General features: G+C 59.7%; 14 protein-coding genes, 2 tRNA genes, 3 rRNA genes and 1 riboswitch. Of the genes, 11 read left to right on the top strand and 8 right to left on the bottom strand.

Features of this window, described 5'->3' with window-relative positions; all coding sequences use genetic code 11:
* Positions 1-23 precede the first annotated feature (23 nt).
* The 5 genes from bla to NRS07_RS18865 form a co-directional block, all read right to left on the bottom strand.
* Positions 24-911, bottom strand: coding sequence for a subclass B3 metallo-beta-lactamase (gene bla, locus NRS07_RS18885; RefSeq protein WP_259209724.1), 888 nt, complete (start codon positions 909-911; stop codon positions 24-26).
* Positions 908-1,213, bottom strand: coding sequence for a hypothetical protein (locus NRS07_RS18880; protein ID WP_259209723.1), 306 nt, complete (start codon positions 1,211-1,213; stop codon positions 908-910). The genes bla and NRS07_RS18880 overlap by 4 nt, the downstream gene beginning before the upstream one ends.
* A 2-nt stretch (positions 1,214-1,215) precedes the next feature.
* Positions 1,216-1,443, bottom strand: a complete 228-nt coding sequence (locus tag NRS07_RS18875) for a hypothetical protein (RefSeq protein WP_259209721.1) — start codon at positions 1,441-1,443, stop codon at positions 1,216-1,218.
* A gap of 101 nt (positions 1,444-1,544) precedes the next feature.
* A complete protein-coding gene (locus NRS07_RS18870) occupies positions 1,545-2,318 on the bottom strand; it encodes an ABC transporter ATP-binding protein (RefSeq protein ID WP_259209719.1) in 774 nt (257 codons plus the stop codon).
* Position 2,319: 1 nt separating this feature from the next.
* Positions 2,320-3,342, bottom strand: a complete 1,023-nt coding sequence (locus NRS07_RS18865) for an iron ABC transporter permease (RefSeq protein WP_259209717.1) — start codon at positions 3,340-3,342, stop codon at positions 2,320-2,322.
* A gap of 95 nt (positions 3,343-3,437) precedes the next feature.
* A riboswitch (cobalamin riboswitch) is annotated at positions 3,438-3,670 on the bottom strand.
* 519 nt (positions 3,671-4,189) lie between these two features.
* Between NRS07_RS18865 and NRS07_RS18860 the strand changes: the two genes are divergently transcribed.
* From NRS07_RS18860 to rrf, 5 genes are all read left to right on the top strand, one after another.
* Positions 4,190-5,722 (top strand): 16S ribosomal RNA (locus NRS07_RS18860).
* 90 nt (positions 5,723-5,812) lie between these two features.
* Positions 5,813-5,889 (top strand) — tRNA-Ile (locus tag NRS07_RS18855).
* Between the two features lie 20 nt (positions 5,890-5,909).
* Positions 5,910-5,985 (top strand) — tRNA-Ala (locus tag NRS07_RS18850).
* Positions 5,986-6,227: 242 nt separating this feature from the next.
* A 23S ribosomal RNA gene (locus NRS07_RS18845) occupies positions 6,228-9,102 on the top strand.
* A 133-nt stretch (positions 9,103-9,235) separates the two neighbouring features.
* A 5S ribosomal RNA gene (gene rrf, locus NRS07_RS18840) occupies positions 9,236-9,348 on the top strand.
* The 16S, 23S and 5S rRNA genes sit together here with 2 tRNA genes alongside, the layout of an rRNA operon.
* A gap of 113 nt (positions 9,349-9,461) precedes the next feature.
* On the opposite strand, the gene NRS07_RS18835 is transcribed toward rrf, so the two are convergent.
* Together NRS07_RS18835 and NRS07_RS18830 are read right to left on the bottom strand one after the other, a co-directional pair.
* Positions 9,462-9,977, bottom strand: coding sequence for a DUF421 domain-containing protein (locus NRS07_RS18835; protein WP_259209713.1), 516 nt, complete (start codon positions 9,975-9,977; stop codon positions 9,462-9,464).
* Positions 9,978-10,264: 287 nt separating this feature from the next.
* Positions 10,265-10,819, bottom strand: a complete 555-nt coding sequence (locus tag NRS07_RS18830; RefSeq protein ID WP_259209710.1) for an acyloxyacyl hydrolase — start codon at positions 10,817-10,819, stop codon at positions 10,265-10,267.
* Positions 10,820-10,961: 142 nt separating this feature from the next.
* On the opposite strand from NRS07_RS18830, the gene NRS07_RS18825 reads away from it, so the two are divergent.
* Both NRS07_RS18825 and NRS07_RS18820 read left to right on the top strand, forming a co-directional pair.
* Positions 10,962-11,660 (top strand): suppressor of fused domain protein, encoded by a 699-nt coding sequence (locus NRS07_RS18825; RefSeq protein ID WP_259209707.1) that lies wholly within the window; start codon positions 10,962-10,964, stop codon positions 11,658-11,660.
* A complete protein-coding gene (locus NRS07_RS18820; protein WP_259209706.1) occupies positions 11,660-12,565 on the top strand; it encodes an NAD(P)-dependent oxidoreductase in 906 nt (301 codons plus the stop codon). Before NRS07_RS18825 ends, NRS07_RS18820 begins: the two co-directional genes overlap by 1 nt.
* A gap of 19 nt (positions 12,566-12,584) precedes the next feature.
* Here NRS07_RS18820 and NRS07_RS18815 read toward each other — a convergent pair whose 3' ends face one another.
* Entirely contained in the window at positions 12,585-13,778 is a 1,194-nt protein-coding gene (locus tag NRS07_RS18815) for a M20 aminoacylase family protein (RefSeq protein WP_259209703.1), read from the bottom strand.
* 138 nt (positions 13,779-13,916) lie between these two features.
* On the opposite strand from NRS07_RS18815, the gene NRS07_RS18810 reads away from it, so the two are divergent.
* The 4 genes from NRS07_RS18810 to NRS07_RS18795 all read left to right on the top strand — a co-directional run bounded on the left by NRS07_RS18810 (position 13,917) and on the right by NRS07_RS18795 (position 20,806).
* On the top strand, positions 13,917-16,019 hold the full coding sequence (locus tag NRS07_RS18810) for a molybdopterin-dependent oxidoreductase (RefSeq protein ID WP_259209701.1): 2,103 nt from the start codon (positions 13,917-13,919) through the stop codon (positions 16,017-16,019).
* Between the two features lie 25 nt (positions 16,020-16,044).
* The gene (locus NRS07_RS18805) at positions 16,045-17,148 is read left to right on the top strand and encodes an aminopeptidase (RefSeq protein WP_259213395.1); all 1,104 of its coding nucleotides are present in this window, start codon (positions 16,045-16,047) and stop codon (positions 17,146-17,148) included.
* 147 nt (positions 17,149-17,295) lie between these two features.
* Complete coding sequence (locus tag NRS07_RS18800) at positions 17,296-18,987, top strand: long-chain-fatty-acid--CoA ligase (RefSeq protein ID WP_259209699.1); 1,692 nt, start codon at positions 17,296-17,298, stop codon at positions 18,985-18,987.
* A gap of 136 nt (positions 18,988-19,123) precedes the next feature.
* A complete protein-coding gene (locus tag NRS07_RS18795) occupies positions 19,124-20,806 on the top strand; it encodes a long-chain-fatty-acid--CoA ligase (protein ID WP_259209697.1) in 1,683 nt (560 codons plus the stop codon).
* Positions 20,807-20,833: the final 27 nt, after the last annotated feature.

Genomic DNA, 20,833 nt, shown 5'->3' with positions numbered 1-20,833 from the left:
CGGCGGCTCGCCCTGCACACCCCTTACCGTGCCTTACTGCCCTTGAGTGCGGCGCTTGTTGCGTCTTCGGCGAGGGTTTTTGCAAGCCAAGTTCGGGCATTCACCGCGTAGTTGCGGCATGCCTCCGGATCGATGAAGGCCGCATTGCCGAGTTCCGGTTGCCGGGCCTTTCTTTTCCACAAACCGCTCAGCTCCGGGTGCGCGGCCACCAGTACATCGCATTGCAGCGACGCGATTCTGGCGATGGATGTCTCGACGGCGGCTTGCGCATCGGGGTAACCTGGGTTGTCGCTAAAGCGCACGTCATCGCCGGACAAGGCATACAAGCTGTCTGCATACACCATATTGACCACCCTTCCGTTTTCCATTGATTGCCAGGTCCAGCTGGTTCCTCCTTTGGTATGTCCGGGCGTGAAGTGCGCGGTGAGCGCGATCGGCCCGAGCCTGACCACCTCGCCGTCATGAACAACACCAACCTTCTTCACCGGCGTCATCGGCAGCAGATGGCGCAATTGCGGGTCGGTGTGGTCCGGCTGACCGCTCGAGATCAGGGCCAGCGAAGCGGGACTGGCCAATACCGTGGCACCGCTCAGCTTCTGCAGTTCGCCAATGCCGCCCGCGTGATCGTGGTGGGCATGCGAATTGAGGATGTAGCGGATGTCTTCGACCTTGAATCCCAATTTGCGGATATGTTGCGCGATCCGCGCTGGCGACTTCGGCGCGCCGACATCGATCAGCACATGGCCGGCCTCTGAAGTGACCAGCAACGCACTGATGCCGCCGGTGCCGACATAATAGGTATTGCCGTAAACGGCAAATGGCTCTTGTGGGGCGTACCAGTCCGCTGCCTGAGCGCTCGCCAGGCAGGCAGCCAAGGCGATCGCGGACAAGCTCGCATACTTCTTTTTCATTTCAAGACCCTCATAACGTTGCGAAAATCGTTGGCAGCGCGCTCCGCACCCGGGTCGGCACGCCGCGCCGGGTGCTCGTCCATGTCGATCACGGGCACTACCCGCAGGCGCTCGGCCGGCGGCAACAGCATCGCGGCAAACACCGCCGTCACCGCCAGCTGCGCCACTAGCCAGAACGAGCGCTGTAGCGAGAGCCCCGGCAGGCATCGGCGGCAGAGCGTGGCAATGCCCCAGACCGCGCATCCGGCCAGCAACGATCCCGCCGCCGCCAACAGTAGCCGCGCGAGTAGAAGGTCAAGCACGCTCACTGCGACTGGTCCGCGTCGTCCGGCCAGTACTGCAGCAACTGTTCGAGCTGGGCGAGCTTCTGCGCGTCAACCAGCTTGCTGCCGCTGAACATCATGACCGGAAGCGGCGCATCCATCTCTATCACGCGCCTCCCGAAATCGTGGGCAAAGGCAGCCAGGGTATCGACCTTTTCCAATACCGCGTCATAGACCTGCACGCCGTGGTGCACCTGTTGGCTGACCATGCCTTTCTCCAGCATGCGTTCGAGCGTTTACGGGTCGACGAATACGACCAGCCAAGTTTGCCTTCGATGCGCCGTTTGTCGCTCCTGTCCCTGCAACGCGCTCATTCCCGCGTCTCGAGCGGAATGAAAATGCGGCGCCCGCCGTGTTCAAGCATGTCGATCGGGTGGCCCAGGTAGTCGCCCAGCACCGCCGCCTGCATTGTCTGCGCTACCGGGCCCGCCTGCCATCCCCCATCACCCTTCAGGAGCAGCGCATGGGTTGAAATGCGGTAGGCCAGGTTTAGGTCGTGGCCGACCATGACCACGGTTTTGCCGTGGTCGCGGCAAAGGCGGCCCAGCAGCCCCATGACGCTCACCTGATGCGCCAGGTCGAGCGCGTTGGCCGGTTCGTCGAGCAGCAGCAAGGGCGTTTCCTGGGCCAGCAGCGCGGCGATGGCGACCCGCTGCCGCTCGCCGCCAGACAGGGTGCGCACGTCGCGACCGGCAAGGTCATCGACTTCCATCGATGCCAGCGCGCGCATGGCCGCATGGTGGTCGTCGCTGCCTTCCCAATAGCGGTTGCCATGATAGGGATGACGCGCCGATAGTACGGTTTCGATCACGCTGTAGGCAAAGGCATCATGACGCGATTGCGCGAGGAAGGCGCGCTCACGCGCCAGTGCTTCCGGCTTCCACAAGTCGAGCGGACGTCCGTGCACCAGCACCGCGCCGGCCCCTGGCGGGTGCAGACCGGCGAGGGTACGTAACAGTGTGCTCTTGCCGGCCCCATTGCGGCCGATGATGCTCCAGCATTCGCCGGGGCGGGCAGCCCAGTCGAGCCGGTGCACGAGGGTGCGGCCGCCGATGTGCAGGTCGAGGTGCTCGGTCTGGATCATCTTATCTCCGCAGGCGGTGCAGCTGATAAAGGAACACCGGTGCACCGATGATTGCCGTGATCGCGCCCACCGGCAGCTGCTGCGGCGCGATGACGGTGCGCGCGAGCGTATCGCACAGCACCAGGAAACTACCGCCCGCCAGTACCGCAGCGGGAACCAGCACGCGGTGATCGGGGCCGAAGGCGAAGCGGCAGGCATGTGGCACGATCAGCCCGACAAAGCCGATCGAGCCGGCACTGGTCACCGCGCTGGCGGTGAGCACACCCGATACCAGAAACAAACCCTTGCGCAGCCTGCCGACCCGGATGCCGAGGGTCGCGGCGCTTTCCGCATGCAGTGCGACGATGTTCATGGCGCGCGCGCAGCGCAGGGCATACAGCAGTGCCGCGCCGAGCACCAGCCACGACGCCAGCCGCACCGGCGCGCCAGACAGGTCACCGATCATCCAGAAGACCATGCCGCGCAAGCGGCCCTCCGGTGCGATTGACAGCATCAGCGTCACCAGGGCCATGCAGGCGGAGGACAGGATCACCCCAGTGAGCAGCAGCATCGAGCTGCCGCCTTCGGCTGCCAGGCCGCTGCGCAGGTCGCGCCGAGCCAGCAGGTAGAGCAGCATCGACACCGCTACTGCGCCGCCGAGCGCGGATAAATCGACCACGACCGCCGCTGCCATGAGCAGTAGTGCGAGCAGGGCGCCGACTGAAGCGCCAGCCGAGACGCCGAGTACGTAAGGATCGGCCAGCGGATTGCGCAGCAACGCCTGCATCATCACGCCGGCCAGCGCGAGCGCACCTCCGGTGACGAACGCCGTCAGGGCACGCCCGACGCGCAGTTCGAGCAGCGAGGCGGCGAGCGTGCCGGCTTCCCCGCGCATCATCAGGCGCAATGCATCAAGCAGCTCGGCGGGGGGAATCGCGACGGAGCCCGTCATGCCGGAGACTACCAGGCTCGCAAGCGCGCACAGCATCAGTGCGCCGATGACCAGCGTGGCCTGTTGGCTAAGCGAACGGACGGGGTGACGCATGCATTTCCTTGTCGGGGTACGCGCAAAGCAGCATCCACGCGCAATGACAACCGGCCGACGTCCCCGTAGGCCAGATTGAACCGAAGTGCATTGGGGATGCACTCCTACCTTTTGGCCGGTATCCGGGCTGGCAAGTCTGGCCATCGAACCTTCCCATGCTGAAGCACAGTGGTGTTGAAGAATGGCTTGCCGCATGCATAGTAAAACTGCGTGTGGCACTTGCTTACCGTTGCGGGGGCAGCACACCTTGGCCTACTACTGGCTTTGTGTTTCCCGTTTAACTGCGCCCGTGAATACGGACGCGTGCACCAAAACGCCGCCATTATAAGGCTTTGCCGCCGCTAGCCGATCGCAAGAGAGACGGACGGGATAAATCCAGGAAGCGAAGCCTGATGTTGTCGGCTCTGTGTACGGTACGACATTTTCCTTCTAGGGCAGGATAAAAAATATGACAAACGTTCGCACACAGGCATTGTCAGTAGCTCAAACCTTTGCTATAGTTCTGCTCCTCCGACGCACACGCAGCTTCACGGCAGCGATAGCGAAGGAAACGAAGGGGTTGACGAGAAACGCGAAACACTGCATACTCTCTCTTCTCTGCTGCTGACGAACACAACGCTTCGTCAAGTGCAGCAAGGCAGTACCGAATACAGCTCTTTAAAAATTTACAGTCGATAAGTGTGGGCGTTTGATGAAGGTGCCAGGAACTTCGGTTCTTGATTACTTAAATTATCAAATGTTCACAAAAAAGAAATAGCGTTGTCTCAGCAATGAGATGACGGTCAGTATTTTGAGTGAGCGACCCGTCTGCAAGGACGGAGACAGAAATGTCTATTAAACAGAGATTAAACTGAAGAGTTTGATCCTGGCTCAGATTGAACGCTGGCGGCATGCTTTACACATGCAAGTCGAACGGCAGCGCGGGGCAACCTGGCGGCGAGTGGCGAACGGGTGAGTAATATATCGGAACGTACCCAAGAGTGGGGGATAACGTAGCGAAAGTTACGCTAATACCGCATACGATCTAAGGATGAAAGCAGGGGACCTTCGGGCCTTGTGCTCCTGGAGCGGCCGATATCTGATTAGCTAGTTGGTAGGGTAAAGGCCTACCAAGGCTACGATCAGTAGCTGGTCTGAGAGGACGACCAGCCACACTGGAACTGAGACACGGTCCAGACTCCTACGGGAGGCAGCAGTGGGGAATTTTGGACAATGGGCGCAAGCCTGATCCAGCAATGCCGCGTGAGTGAAGAAGGCCTTCGGGTTGTAAAGCTCTTTTGTCAGGGAAGAAACGGCTGAGGATAATACCCTTGGCTAATGACGGTACCTGAAGAATAAGCACCGGCTAACTACGTGCCAGCAGCCGCGGTAATACGTAGGGTGCAAGCGTTAATCGGAATTACTGGGCGTAAAGCGTGCGCAGGCGGTTTTGTAAGTCTGTCGTGAAAGCCCCGGGCTCAACCTGGGAATTGCGATGGAGACTGCAAGGCTTGAATCTGGCAGAGGGGGGTAGAATTCCACGTGTAGCAGTGAAATGCGTAGAGATGTGGAGGAACACCGATGGCGAAGGCAGCCCCCTGGGTCAAGATTGACGCTCATGCACGAAAGCGTGGGGAGCAAACAGGATTAGATACCCTGGTAGTCCACGCCCTAAACGATGTCTACTAGTTGTCGGGTTTTAATTAACTTGGTAACGCAGCTAACGCGTGAAGTAGACCGCCTGGGGAGTACGGTCGCAAGATTAAAACTCAAAGGAATTGACGGGGACCCGCACAAGCGGTGGATGATGTGGATTAATTCGATGCAACGCGAAAAACCTTACCTACCCTTGACATGGTCGGAAGCCCGAAGAGATTTGGGTGTGCTCGAAAGAGAGCCGATACACAGGTGCTGCATGGCTGTCGTCAGCTCGTGTCGTGAGATGTTGGGTTAAGTCCCGCAACGAGCGCAACCCTTGTCATTAGTTGCTACATTTAGTTGAGCACTCTAATGAGACTGCCGGTGACAAACCGGAGGAAGGTGGGGATGACGTCAAGTCCTCATGGCCCTTATGGGTAGGGCTTCACACGTCATACAATGGTACATACAGAGGGCCGCCAACCCGCGAGGGGGAGCTAATCCCAGAAAGTGTATCGTAGTCCGGATTGTAGTCTGCAACTCGACTACATGAAGTTGGAATCGCTAGTAATCGCGGATCAGCATGTCGCGGTGAATACGTTCCCGGGTCTTGTACACACCGCCCGTCACACCATGGGAGCGGGTTTTACCAGAAGTAGGTAGCTTAACCGCAAGGAGGGCGCTTACCACGGTAGGATTCGTGACTGGGGTGAAGTCGTAACAAGGTAGCCGTATCGGAAGGTGCGGCTGGATCACCTCCTTTCTAGAGTAGCACCGGGTTAGAGCCCATTCATTGAGCGTCCACTCTTATCGACTGTAATAATTAGAAGAAACAGTAGCAGTGTTCCAAGTCGGGGCTGTAGCTCAGCTGGTTAGAGCACCGTGTTGATAACGCGGGGGTCGTTGGTTCGAGTCCAACCAGCCCTACCATCGCGGTTCAGAAGAATCCTGGGGGATTAGCTCAGCTGGGAGAGCACCTGCTTTGCAAGCAGGGGGTCGTCGGTTCGATCCCGTCATCCTCCACCAATCACTGCCTACATGATTCGAAAGTACAAACGTAAGTCGACCAGTTCCTGGTTGAGACTTAGGTTTGATCTTTTAGCGATCAAAGCTGTTTCGTTCTTTAACAATCTGGAAGAAGTAAAAGTTTTTTAAGCGTGTGCGACAGCACACGCTTAGGGTAGCAATACAGTATCAACAAACATGCAACAAGCTGTACTCTTGATTTTCTATAACGATCCCTGTGTCAGCAGGGGCCAACGTTATAGGGACAAGCGAATAAGTGCACATGGTGGATGCCTTGGCGATTACAGGCGATGAAGGACGTAGTAGCTTGCGATAAGCTGCGGGGAGCGAGCAAACACGCATTGATCCGCAGATTTCCGAATGGGGAAACCCGGCCTTTATGGTCATTGCATACTGAATACATAGGTATGCAAAGCGAACGCGGCGAACTGAAACATCTAAGTAGCTGCAGGAAAAGAAATCAACCGAGATTCCCAAAGTAGTGGCGAGCGAAATGGGATGAGCCTGTACGTGATAGTCGATTGGATAGTGGAACAACCTGGAAATGTTGGCCATAGAGGGTGATAGCCCCTTACACGAAATTCAAACGGTGATACTAAGCGTACGACAAGTAGGGCGGGACACGAGAAATCCTGTCTGAACATGGGGGGACCATCCTCCAAGGCTAAATACTCGTAATCGACCGATAGTGAACCAGTACCGTGAGGGAAAGGCGAAAAGAACCCCGGGAGGGGAGTGAAATAGATCCTGAAACCGTGTGCATACAAACAGTAGGAGCGGACTTGTTCCGTGACTGCGTACCTTTTGTATAATGGGTCAGCGACTTACATTCAGTGGCGAGGTTAACCGAATAGGGGAGCCGTAGAGAAATCGAGTCCGAACAGGGCGACAGTCGCTGGGTGTAGACCCGAAACCAAGTGATCTACCCATGGCCAGGATGAAGGTGCGGTAACACGCCCTGGAGGTCCGAACCCACTAATGTTGAAAAATTAGGGGATGAGCTGTGGGTAGGGGTGAAAGGCTAAACAAACTTGGAAATAGCTGGTTCTCTCCGAAAACTATTTAGGTAGTGCCTCAAGTATCACCATCGGGGGTAGAGCACTGTTATGGCTAGGGGCTCATTGCGAGTTACCAAACCATTGCAAACTCCGAATACCGATGAGTGCGAGCTTGGGAGACAGACGTCGGGTGCTAACGTCCGGCGTCAAGAGGGAAACAACCCAGACCGCCAGCTAAGGTCCCAAAGATTGGCTAAGTGGAAAACGAAGTGGGAAGGCTAAAACAGTCAGGATGTTGGCTTAGAAGCAGCCATCATTTAAAGAAAGCGTAATAGCTCACTGATCGAGTCGTCCTGCGCGGAAGATGTAACGGGGCTAAGCCAGTCACCGAAGCTGCGGATATCCTTTATTGGATATGGTAGGAGAGCGTTCTGTAAGCCTGCGAAGGTGAGGTGTGAACCTTGCTGGAGGTATCAGAAGTGCGAATGCTGACATGAGTAGCGATAATGGGGGTGAAAAGCCTCCACGCCGTAAGCCCAAGGTTTCCTGTTCAACGTTCATCGGAGCAGGGTGAGTCGGCCCCTAAGGCGAGGCAGAGATGCGTAGCTGATGGGAAGCAGGTTAATATTCCTGCACCGTCGTATGATGCGATGGGGGGACGGATCGCGGAAGGTTGTCTAGCTGTTGGAATAGCTAGTTTTTGACTCATAGAAGGCGCTTAGGCAAATCCGGGCGCGGAATTCAAGGGGTCGAGACGAGGAACTTAGGTTCTGAAGCAATCGGAAGTGGTTCCAAGAAAAGCCTCTAAGCTTCAGTCATACGAGACCGTACCGCAAACCGACACAGGTGGGCGAGATGAGTATTCTAAGGCGCTTGAGAGAACTCGGGAGAAGGAACTCGGCAAATTGGTACCGTAACTTCGGGAAAAGGTACGCCCTTGTAGTTTGACCACTTTACTGTGGAAGGATGAACGGGTTGCAATAAACTGGTGGCTGCGACTGTTTAATAAAAACACAGCACTCTGCAAACACGAAAGTGGACGTATAGGGTGTGACGCCTGCCCGGTGCTGGAAGATTAAATGATGGGGTGCAAGCTCTTGATTGAAGTCCCAGTAAACGGCGGCCGTAACTATAACGGTCCTAAGGTAGCGAAATTCCTTGTCGGGTAAGTTCCGACCTGCACGAATGGCGTAACGATGGCCACACTGTCTCCTCCCGAGACTCAGCGAAGTTGAAATGTTTGTGATGATGCAATCTACCCGCGGCTAGACGGAAAGACCCCATGAACCTTTACTGTAGCTTTGCATTGGACTTTGAACCAATCTGTGTAGGATAGGTGGGAGGCTTTGAAGCGGACACGCCAGTGTTCGTGGAGCCATCCTTGAAATACCACCCTGGTTTGTTTGAGGTTCTAACCTTGGTCCGTTATCCGGATCGGGGACAGTGCATGGTAGGCAGTTTGACTGGGGCGGTCTCCTCCTAAAGCGTAACGGAGGAGTTCGAAGGTACGCTAATTACGGTCGGACATCGTGATGATAGTGCAATGGCATAAGCGTGCTTAACTGCGAGACCGACAAGTCGAGCAGGTACGAAAGTAGGACATAGTGATCCGGTGGTTCTGTATGGAAGGGCCATCGCTCAACGGATAAAAGGTACTCTGGGGATAACAGGCTGATTCCTCCCAAGAGTTCATATCGACGGGGGAGTTTGGCACCTCGATGTCGGCTCATCACATCCTGGGGCTGTAGCCGGTCCCAAGGGTATGGCTGTTCGCCATTTAAAGTGGTACGTGAGCTGGGTTTAAAACGTCGTGAGACAGTTTGGTCCCTATCTGCCGTGGGCGTTGGAAATTTGAAGGGGGCTGCTCCTAGTACGAGAGGACCGGAGTGGACGAACCTCTGGTGTACCGGTTGTCACGCCAGTGGCATTGCCGGGTAGCTAAGTTCGGAAGAGATAACCGCTGAAAGCATCTAAGCGGGAAACTTGCCTTGAGATGAGATTTCCCGGAGCCTTGAGCTCCTTGAAGGGTCGTTCGAGACCAGGACGTTGATAGGCTGGGTGTGGAAGTGCAGTAATGCATTAAGCTAACCAGTACTAATTGCCCGTACGGCTTGTCCCTATAACCTTGGTAGGTATATAGATAAGTCGAGAATACAGCGCACGTTTGTTGATACTCGCTACCCAATACAACAATTACTTCTTCCAGATTCAGAGATTTTTGCCACTTGGCAAAAACCTCGTACAAGTCAAAGCCTGATGACCATAGCAAGTCGGTCCCACCCCTTCCCATCCCGAACAGGACCGTGAAACGACTTTGCGCCGATGATAGTGCTGCAACCAGTGTGAAAGTAGGTTATCGTCAGGCTAGTTATAAGCAAAACCCCACAGAGTGATCTCTGTGGGGTTTTTTGCGTTTTGGATCCGGCAACTTGTGACAGGGGCGGCTTCCCGCTTGCTCGACCCGATCGAAGAGCTGCGCTATGAGTGAGGCGGCAGCAGATCTCTGTAAGCGGACCGGTCCCCGGCCTGGCTCGTTGAAATCACGGACAGGCTTCCGTCTGTTTCAAGGAACACCGCGTCGATACTGTCCAGCGATCCAAATCCTTGTTGACGTACTGCAACCATGACCTCGTCCGAGGTCACCCGCACGCGCTGCAGTGCCGCGTGGCGCAGTTGGCCATCGAGCACCAGCAAGGTGGGTGAGGTTTTGACGAGATTGCTTACCAAAGAAGATCTTACAGAACACCAGGTAATGACCAACTGCAGTACCACCAGCAAGGCCAGCGCTGTCAGGCCCATGGCCAGGCTGACATTCTTGTTGACCAGGATGGTTGATAAGGTTGAGCCAAATGCCACCGTCACGACCAGGTCGAATGCGTTCATCTTGGACAAGGTGCGGTTGCCGCTTATTCTCAGTAGCACCACCAGCCCCGCATAAGCGAGAACGCCGACAACGATGACTCGGTAGATATTTTCCCAGCTGTCAAAAAACATTCGCATTCCTTCAAGTCTGACTGATTGGTTGGCGTGCGGCTGCCTTTGCGCCCCAGCCTGGAAACATCACCCCTGTCCCGTCGCGATTGATTGTGACATATCGGCCATAAGCGGCGCGCATGCCCTGGGCCGGGCTGGTTCTCGCCTGCCGTGATCTTGGCTTCACACGTCGAGACCCGTGCGCCGATGATGCTGTCGGCTTAGGCCAGCGTGTTCACTCAACAGCGCGATCGTGCCGGGATCGGTCAAGCGGGCCTGGTGTTGCATCCCGCAGCGGCACCAGCGGCTTAGAAGCGGTACGCCGCCTTGGCCACGATCCAGTTTGCGCCCGCGTTCGGACTCTTGATGCTGGCGTTCGAATAGTGCTGGAACTTCAGGCCGAGATCCCATCTGGCGGTGGTGTAGCCCACCCCGACATGGTCGCCAAACTGGAAGGCGGTTGATAATTCCTTGTCGTTGTTCTTGTAGAGCGTCGAGAGCAAATTCACTCCAATGCCCAGCTCGCCGTACAGGCCCAGCTTGCTGTCGCTTTGGTAGCGCAGTACCGGCGTGAAGCCGATCACGGCGATATTCTTGTTCTGGCCGGGTACATTGCGGTAGGCGTCCAGGCGCCACAGGGCAAGGCTGGTGTCCCAATAGCCCGACAGGTGGCGGCCGCCGCCGGCGAACCAGCGCTGCTGCCAATCGTTTTGCACCGCCACGCGCAGCATGCGTTGCTGCGGATTGCTGCCGACTTCGAACGATGCCGAGTCGACCATGCCATCGGCGCTGTAGGCGGCCGGGGAAAACATCACTGCGGCAAACGTGGCGGCAATACCGGCGAATGTCTTCAAAGTATGCATGGGTTGCTCTTTTGGCTAATCGAAAATGTTGTATGGAATACTATTGTACTGGTGTGGACAATGCCGCGCTGTTCGCCACCGCACGCGCTGGCGAAGGTATGATAGGCCTCCCGTAACAAGCTACTTTTACTGTCCATCGCGCATGACCGAACCGACCATTGCACCGCTGTACCCGCTCGCCGCCCCGACCCAGCAGCCGATGGCGCCTGCTACGCTGCCGCACGACCCGATCGCCGACCATATTGCCCAGCATCTGGGCCGCATCGATACGGTGTTCCACGATACCGTCGCCGACCCGGTCCAGGTCGATATCCACGTCGTGCCGGCCACGACCCAGACGCCTTTTCTACGGCTGGTGACGTCGGGCATGAGCAGCCGCCCCATGGCGACGCCAGACGGCGCGCCGCCCTACGGCGAGCTGATGATGGCGCTGCCGGCCGACTGGAAGCTCGATGCGCAGTCGATCCAGGACGAACGCTGGTACTGGCCGCTGGCCCTGCTGCGTCACCTGGCGCACTATCCGCACCAGCATGCGACCTGGCTCGGCCTCGGCCACACGGTGCCGAATGGCCATCCGGCCAAGCCCTATGCCAAGGGGGCCGGCTTTACCGGCGCCATCTTGCTGCCGCCGGCCTCGGCGCCGGAGGCATTCGCTTCGCTGGCGCAGGACGGCAAGGATGTTTATTTCCATTGCGTCGTGCCGCTCTATGACGCCGAGCTGAACCTGGTCAAGCGCAAGGGCTTTCCGGAGCTGCTCGATGCCTTCAATGACAAGGGCGTCACCGACCTGGTGGTTCCGGGCCGCAAGAACACCGTCAAGAAATTTCTCGGACTGTTCTGATGACCACCATCGCCTTCCTCGGCATTGGCCTGATGGGAAGGCCGATGGCCAGCCGCCTCGCGCAGGCGGGCTTTTCCGTACGTGCCTGGAACCGGACGTTGGCGAAAGCCGAAGCCGTACGCGCAGCCGGCGCGCTGCCTGTGGCCGGGCTGCTTGATGCGGTGCGGGGTGTGCAAGTGGTCATCTCGATGCTCGAAGCCGGGGAGGTGGTCGGCGAGGTGATCGCTGCGGCCTTGCCAGCACTGGCGCCCGAAACGCAATGGATCGACATGAGTTCAACCAGGCAAGACGAAGCTCTGGCCTTTCACGCCACCTTGTCCGCGCATGGCTGCCGCTTCATCGATGCGCCGGTCTCGGGCGGTGTGGGCGGCGCGCAAGCCGGGACGCTGGCGATCATGGTGGGCGGCGAAGCGGCACAATTTGACCAGATGGCAAAATTGTTGGCCGTCATGGGAACGCCGCACTACCTGGGGCGTGTCGGCAGCGGGCAGGTGGCCAAGTTGTGCAATCAATTGATCGTTGGCGCGACGCTGAACGTGGTGGCAGAGGCCTTGTTGCTGGCCCAGGCCGCCGGCGCGGATCCGGCCGCGGTGCGAGCGGCGATCAGCGGCGGCTTTGCCGGCAGCCGCATCCTCGACGTGCATGGCCAACGCATGCTCGACCGGGATTTCTTGCCGGGCGGCCAGGTGAAAAGCCAGCTGAAAGATTTGCGCAACGTGCTGGCGGCGGCCGAGAACGTCGGCTTGCACCTGCCGGTGGCGGAGTTGGTCACGCAGCGCTATGCGTCGATCGAAACGCAGCTTCCAACGGCCGACCATTCGGCGGCGCTGCTGGCGCTGGAGATGCTCAATCCGGGTATCCGCCTGGGAGAGGGCGCAGACCAACTGCCCCGCGCGCTACCATGACACCGACTCCCGGCTTGCCTCATGCCTCCGGCAAACTCATCTCCACTAGCTTGACCCAATAACTTGCGCCGATCGGCAGCAGCTTGTCATTGAAATCGTAGCTCGTGTTGTGCAACTGGCACGGACCCAGTCCATGCCCGCTGGCGCGGTGCGCACCTTCGCCGTTGCCAAGGAAGACATAGCAACCCGGTTTTTCTTCCAGCATGAAAGCGAAGTCTTCCGCGCCCATGGTTGGTTCGACAGCGGTATCGACCCGTTCCGCACCCACCACCGCGCGCATCGCATCGATCGCAAACGCGGTCTGCTGCGCATGATTGACCAGCGGCGGATAATTGCGCTTGAAATTAAATTCGACCGAAGCCGCGAAGGACCCCGCAATACCGGTAGCGATCTCTTCCATGCGGCGCTGGATCAGGTCGAGCACGCCAGTGGAGAAGGTGCGTACCGTACCCACCAGCTCGGCTTCGTCGGGGATCACGTTGGTGGCGCTGCCGGCATGAATCTGCGTGATCGACAGCACCGCCGCATCGAGCGGATTCTTCTCGCGCGAGACGATGGTCTGCCAGGCCTGGGCGATCTGCACCGCAATCATGACCGGATCGATGCCGCGGTGTGGTTGCGCCGCATGGCAGCCCTTGCCGCGCACCAGCACGCGGAACTCGTTACTGGACGCCATCATTGGTCCTTCGACCACGGCGAAATGTCCCTCCGGGACGCCTGGCCAGTTGTGCATGCCATACACCGCATCCATCGGGAACTGCGTAAACAGGCCGTCTTCCATCATGCGCCGGGCGCCGCCGCCACCTTCTTCGGCCGGCTGAAAAATCAGATAGACGGTGCCGTCGAAGTGGCGGTGGCGCGCCAGGTGATGCGCAGCGCCGAGCAGCATGGCGGTGTGGCCGTCGTGGCCGCACGCATGCATCTTGCCCGGATGGCGCGAGGCATGCGCGAACGCATTGGTCTCTTGCATCGGCAGCGCATCCATGTCGGCGCGCAAGCCGATCGCACGCGGCGACGAACCGTTCTTGATGATGCCGACAACACCGGTCACGCCCAGGCCACGCACGATCGGGATGCCCCATTCGGTCAGGCGCGCCGCGACCACGTCGGCAGTGCGCTGCTCTTCGTAGCACAGTTCGGGATGCGCATGCAGGTCGCGCCGGATCTCTTGAAGTTCTGCCTGAAAAGCGAGGATAGGTTCCATAAGCTTCATGTGTGTCTCCGTTTTTTGTCATGCTTGCAATGCATACTTAGAACTATTGTAGCCTGCCTCAAACAGTCCTTCAAAGAGCGGGCACGAAGCAGCCGGTATTCGTATAAAGTATTGGTTTCACGAAGCATTTTCCGCCCCATGTCTGTCACCCAAGTCCGCGCCACCTGCCCCCACGATTGCCCCGATACCTGCGCCATCCTCGTCACTGTCGACAAGGGCGTGGCCACCGAAGTGAAGGGCGATCCGGAGCATCCGACGACGCAGGGCGTGCTGTGCACCAAGGTGGCGCGCTATGTCGAGCGCACCTATCACCCGGAGCGCGTGCTGTATCCGATGCGCCGCGTCGGCCGCAAGGGCGAGGGCAAGTTCGAGCGCATCAGCTGGAATGAAGCAATCGATGAGATCGCCACACGTCTTGGCGATATCGCAGCGCGCGATCCCGAAGCCATTCTCCCGTATAGCTATTGCGGCACGATGGGGCTGGTGCAGGGTGAGTCGATGTCTTTGCGTTTCTTCAATCAACTCGGCGCTTCGCTGCTCGATCGTACCATCTGTGCCACAGCCGGCGCGACCGGCTACAAGTACACCATCGGCGCGTCGATCGGCACCGATATCGAGCACTTTCAAGATGCCAGGGTTATCTTGATCTGGGGCGGCAATCCGATTGCCTCGAACCTGCATTTCTGGATGCGCGTGCAGGAAGCCAAGCGGCGCGGCGCCACGCTGGTTGCGATCGACCCTTACCGCTCGCTCACGGCAGAAAAATGCCACCAGCACATTGCCCTTCTGCCTGGCACGGACGCCGCGCTGGCGCTGGGCATGATGCACGTGCTCATCCAAGAAGATATGGTCGACCACGACTACATCGCCCGCTACACGCTTGGCTACGACCAACTCAAGGCGCGGGCGCTGGCCTGGACGCCGGAACGCACCGCCGAGACCTGCGGCATCAGTGCCGCTGAAGTAATCGGCCTGGCACGCCTGTACGGCCAGGCCGCGCAGCGCGGCGAGGCCGCCGCGATCCGCATGAACTACGGTTTGCAGCGCGTGCGCGGCGGCGGCATGGCGGTGCGCAATATCGCCTGCCTGCCGGCGCTGACCGGCGCCTGGCGCCATCCGGCCGGCGGTGTGCAGTTGTCGACCTCGGGCTCGTTCCCGGCCAACCGCCCGGCGCTGCAGCGCCCGGACCTGCTGGCCGGGCGCACCCCGCGCACCATCAACATGACCACCATCGGCGACGACCTGCTCAAGGACTCGTCGCCGCAGTTCGGTCCCAAGATCGAAGCCGTCATCGTCTACAACGCCAATCCGCTGGCGATCGCACCCGAATCGAGCAAGGTGCAGCAGGGCTTCGAGCGCGAAGACCTGTTCACCGTGGTGCTCGAGCATTTTCAGACCGACAGCGCCGACTATGCCGACATCCTGTTGCCGGCCACCACCCAGCTCGAACACGTCGATGCCCACCTGGCCTTTGGCCACCTGTACATGATGGCGAACAACGCCGCCATCGAACCGGTCGGCGAAGCCAAGCCCAACACCGAATTCTTCCGCCTGCTGGCCGCGCGCATGGGTTTCGACGACCCATGCTTTAGCGAGACCGACGACCAACTGGCTGCGCAGGCCTTCGACAAGAAGCACGAGCGCGCCATCCACTTCGATTGGGAGTCGCTCAAGCGCAAGGGCTGGCAAAAGCTGGTCATGCCAGAGGCGCCATTTGCCGAGGGCGGGTTCCCGACGCCGTCGGGCAAGTGCGAGTTTTATTCAGAGAGCATGGCGCGCGACGGGCTCGACCCGCTCCCGGCCTACACTCCGCCGTACGAGTCACGCGCCTCCAACCCGGAGCTGGCGCTGAAATATCCGCTGGCGATGATCTCGCCCCCGGCACGTAACTTTTTGAACTCGACGTTCGTGAACGTGCAGAGTTTGCGCGCAACCGAGGGCGAGCCGCACCTCGACATCCACCCGACCGACGCCGCCCGCCGCGGCATCGTTCACGGCGAGATGGCGCGTATCTTCAACGACCGCGGCTCATTTCTTGCCCGTGCACGCGTTACCGACAAGGCGCGCGAAGGGCTGGTGGTGGGCTTGTCGATCTGGTGGAAGAAACTCGCCAGCGACGGCAAGAACGCCAACGAAGTCACCAGCCAGCGCTTGACTGACATGGGCAGGGCGCCCACCTTCTACGACACCCTGGTGCAGGTTGAAAAAGCTGCGCCGCCAACGCGAGATGAATACCTCTAGATTCTCCCAGGCCTTCCGGCCATTCATGGTGGCCGCTGGCGCGGCCCTGATGTTGTCAAGCTGCTCATCCCTCACCTACTACTCCCAGGCCGCCCAGGGCCAGCTCGAACTGCTGACGGATTCCCGTCCGATCGATGACTGGCTGGCCGATCCCTCTACCAAACCGGCGCTGCGTCACCGTCTCGAGGCGGCGCGCCAGATTCGCCGCTTCGCCATCCAGGAGCTGCAGCTGCCCGACAACGGCAGCTACACCAACTTCACCAAGCTCGAACGCCCCTACGTGCTGTGGAACGTGGTCGCCACCCCGGAGCTGTCGCTCAAACCCATGCAGTGGTGTTTTCCGGTGGCCGGCTGCGTGAACTACCGTGGCTATTACAGCAAGCACAACGCGCAGGCCTATGCCAGGCAGCTGCGCGCCAAGGGGCATGACGTGGAAGTGGGCGGCGTCAGCGCCTATTCGACGCTGGGCTGGTTCAGCGACCCCTTGATCTCGACCTTCATCCACTACCCCGACGCCGAACTGGCGCGCCTGATCTTCCACGAGCTGGCGCACCAGGTGGCCTATGTGCAGGGCGATTCGAAGTTCAACGAATCCTTTGCCAGCGCGGTGGAGCAGGTCGGCGTCGAAGGCTGGCTCGAGCGCTTCGGCAACCCGATGATGCGCGAGGCTTTCGAGCGCTACACGCTGCGCAAGAAAGACTTCCTGGCGCTGCTGGTGCGCTATCGCGGCGAACTCGAAAAAACCTATGTCAGCAAGATGACCCCGGACGAGAAACGCGCCGCCAAGGCGCGGCTGTTCGGCGCGCTGATCGACGACTACGGGGTGCTCAAGGCAAGCTGGGGCGGCTACGCCGGCTACGACCGCTTTTTTGCAGAGCCGCTGTCGAACGCCCACCTGGCCTCGATCGCCACCTATAACGACTTCGTGCCCGCCTTCCGTGCTCTGCTGCGCAAGGAAGGTTCCTGGCCCGCGTTCTACAAATCGGTCAACCAGCTTGCCAAGCTGGACAAGCTAGAGCGCCACCGCGTGCTCAAGACGCTGGCGGCGGCGCCGGCGGCCGCCAGTCCCCTGGTCGTGCACCGCAGCATGGGGGCAGCCAAGATAGAGGACGCGTTCCAAAAGCCGTAAAAGAGCTTGCGCGCATTGGCGCTGCCCGATAGCATCACCATCAGCCTTGGCAAAGGCGCAAGCTAACCGCGCGCATGCAACAACACCGAGACTGCGCCGCGCGGCCACTCGACCACAACGATAACTATTTCGAGACAGAGGCATCCGATGGACAAAATCTGGCTAAATTCCTACCCGCCGAACGTACCTGCCGAGATCGACCCGGATCAGTACCGTTCGCTCGTACACCTGCTGCAAGAGTCGTTCAGCAAGTATGCCGACCGCAAGGCCTATGTGTGCATGGACAAGTTCCTGACCTTCGGCGAGCTAGATGCCTACTCGAAGCAGCTGGCCGGCTGGCTGCAAAGCCGCGGCATGCAGCCCGGCGCGCGCGTGGCCGTCATGATGCCGAACGTGCTGCAGTACCCGATTGCGATCGCGGCCGTGTTGCGCGCTGGCTACACGGTGGTCAACGTGAACCCGCTCTACACGCCGCGCGAGCTTGAACACCAGATCAACGATTCTGGCAGCGAAGCGATCATCGTGCTCGAGAACTTCGCGAGCACCGTGCAGCAGGTGATGGGCAAGACCCCGCTCAAGCACGTGGTGGTGGCAAGCATGGGCGAGATGCTCGGCGGCGCCAAGGGCATGCTGGTGAACTTCGTGGTCCGCAACGTCAAGAAGATGGTGCCCGAGTTCTCGCTGCCGAACATGGTGCGCTTCAAGGATGCCTTGGCGCAGGGCGCCAAGATGCCGTTTACCCAGGCCGAGCCGAGCGCCGCCGACATCGCCTTCTTGCAGTACACCGGCGGCACTACCGGCGTCTCGAAAGGCGCCACGCTCACTCACCGCAACATGATTGCCAACCTGCTGCAGATCGAATCCTGGTCCAAGCCGGCGCTGGGCGAGTCCGGCTCGGGCGAGCAGGTCGTGATCGTGTGCGCACTACCGCTGTACCACATCTTCGCGCTGACGACCTGCGCGCTGTGGGGCATGCGCAGCGGCGCACTGAACCTCCTGATCGTCAACCCGCGCGATATCCCGGCCTTTATCAAAGAACTGGGCAAGTACCGGATCAACATGCTGCCGGCGGTGAACACCTTGTACAACGCCCTGGTGAACCACCCCGACTTCTCCAGCATCGATTTCTCGGGCCTGAAGCTGTCGTTCGGCGGCGGCATGGCGGTGCAGAAGATCGTCAACGACAAGTGGAAGCAGTTGACCGGCTCCAGCATCATCGAAGGCTACGGCCTGTCGGAGACCTCGCCGGTGGCCACCGCCAATCGCACCGACGTCAAGGAGTTTTCCGGCACCATCGGCCTGCCGATTCCGTCCACCGATATCGCGATCCTGGACGACGACGGCAATCCGGTGCCAAACGGCCAGATCGGCGAAATCGCCATCCGCGGCCCGCAGGTGATGGCGGGCTACTGGAACCGCGCCGACGAAACGGCCAAGGTCATGACGCCCGACGGCTTCTTCAAGTCGGGCGACGTTGGCCTGATGGACCATCAGGGCTACGTGAAGATCGTCGACCGCAAGAAAGACATGATCCTGGTCTCGGGCTTTAACGTCTACCCGAACGAGCTCGAAGGCGTGATCGCCGCGCACCCGGGCGTGCTCGAATGCGCCGTGGTCGGCGTGCCGGACGCGCATTCCGGCGAAGCGGTGAAGGTGTTCGTGGTCAAGAAAGACCCGAACCTGAGCGCCGAGGAGCTGATGGCCTACTGCAAGCAGCAGCTCACCGGCTACAAGAAACCGAAATTCATCGAGTTCCGCGACGAGCTGCCCAAGACCAATGTCGGCAAGATTTTGCGGCGCGCGCTGCGTGACGAGAAGCAGACCGCACCGACCGCATAGACTTGCAAGTAAGTAGTTGGCAGAAGCCGCCCGTAGCTTGGGCGGCTTCGCGTTTTATTGGGCACAGTTGTTTTAGTGGCAGCGTTTTACCGTTACAGAATGTGACGCAACAAGTTAATCAGAAGGTGAGGCACGGATGGACAAGTTTTGGCTCAAGTCGTATGAGGAAGGCGTACCCGCGGAGATCGACCCGACGCAGTACCGCTCCCTGAAGCACCTGCTCGAAGAAGCGTTCCGCAAGTATGCCGACCGCAAGGCCTACGCGTGCATGGGCAAGTCTTTGAGCTACGCCGAACTCGACCGCCTGTCTGCTCACATGGCCGCCTGGCTGCAGGGGCGCGGCCTGAAGCCCGGTGCGCGGGTCGCCATCATGCTGCCGAACGTGCTGCAATATCCGGTGGCGATGGCCGCGGTGCTGCGCGCCGGCTATGTCATTGTCAACGTCAATCCGCTGTACACGCCGCGCGAATTGCAGCACCAGTTGATCGATTCCGGCGCCGAAGCCATCGTCGTGCTCGAGAACTTCGCGCACACGCTGGAACAGGTCATCGCCAACACCAGCGTCAAGCACGTGGTGGTCGGCACCATGGGCGACCTGCTGGGCGGCTTGAAGGGCATGCTGGTCAACCTGGTGGTGCGCAAGGTCAAGAAGATGGTGCCGGCGTATTCGTTGCCGGGCGCGATCAGCTTCAAGCGCATGCTGGCCGACAGTGCCACCCTGGCCTTGAAGCCGGTCACCATCGGCCATGACGACATCGCTTTCTTGCAGTACACCGGCGGCACCACCGGCGTGTCGAAAGGCGCGGTGCTGCTGCATCGCCAGGTGATCGCCAACGTCTTGCAGAACGAAGCCTGGTTCGCGCCGACGCTGGCCAAGATCAAGCCGGGCGAGCAGGCGCAGTTCGCCTGCGCGCTGCCGCTGTACCACATCTATGCGCTGACCGTGTGCGCGCTGCTCGGCCTGCGCGTGGGCGGCATGAATCTGCTCATTCCGAATCCGCGCGACATCCCGGGCTTCATCAAAGAGCTGGGCAACTACCGCATCAATATCTTCCCGGCCGTGAACACGCTGTACAACGGCCTGGTGAACAACCCCGAGTTCGCCAAGCTCGATTTCTCGGGACTGCTGATGTGCCCGGGCGGCGGCATGGCGGTGCAAAAGGCGGTGGCCGACAAATGGCTGAGAATCACCGGCATCCCGATCGTCGAAGGCTACGGCTTGTCCGAGACGTCGCCGGTGGTAACAGCCAACCGCTGCGACATCAATGAATTTACCGGCACCATCGGCCTGCCGTTGCCTTCGACCGAGATCCGCATCCTGGACGAAGCCGGCAACGAAGTCCCGTTCGGCACCGCCGGCGAGATCGGCGTGCGCGGTCCGCAGGTGATGGCCGGCTACTGGCAACGCGACGATGAAACCGCCAAGGTCATGACCGCCGAAGGCTTCTTCAAGACCGGCGACATCGGCATCATGGACGAGCAGGGCTACACCCGCATTGTCGACCGCAAGAAGGACATGATCCTGGTGTCGGGCTTTAACGTGTACCCGAACGAGATCGAAGGCGTGGTAGCGGCCCATCCGGGCGTGCTCGAAGTGGCCTGCGTCGGCGTGCCGGACAAGAACTCGGGCGAGGCGGTAAAGCTGTACATCGTGCGCAAGGATGCGAACCTGAGCAGCGAGGACATCATTGCCTACTGCAAGGAACAGTTCACCGGCTACAAGCGTCCGAAATACGTCGAGTTCCGCGAGACGCTGCCGAAGACGAACGTCGGCAAGATTTTGCGGCGTGAGCTGCGCGATGAGAAAGCGCCAGGCTGAGCTGACGCCGCGCCTGTCGACCAACAT

The organism is Massilia sp. H6, assembly GCF_024802625.1.
Lineage (GTDB): Bacteria > Pseudomonadota > Gammaproteobacteria > Burkholderiales > Burkholderiaceae_D > Telluria.
The sequence above is the reverse complement of the archived record's forward strand: the minus strand, read 5'-3'. Positions and strand labels throughout refer to the sequence as shown.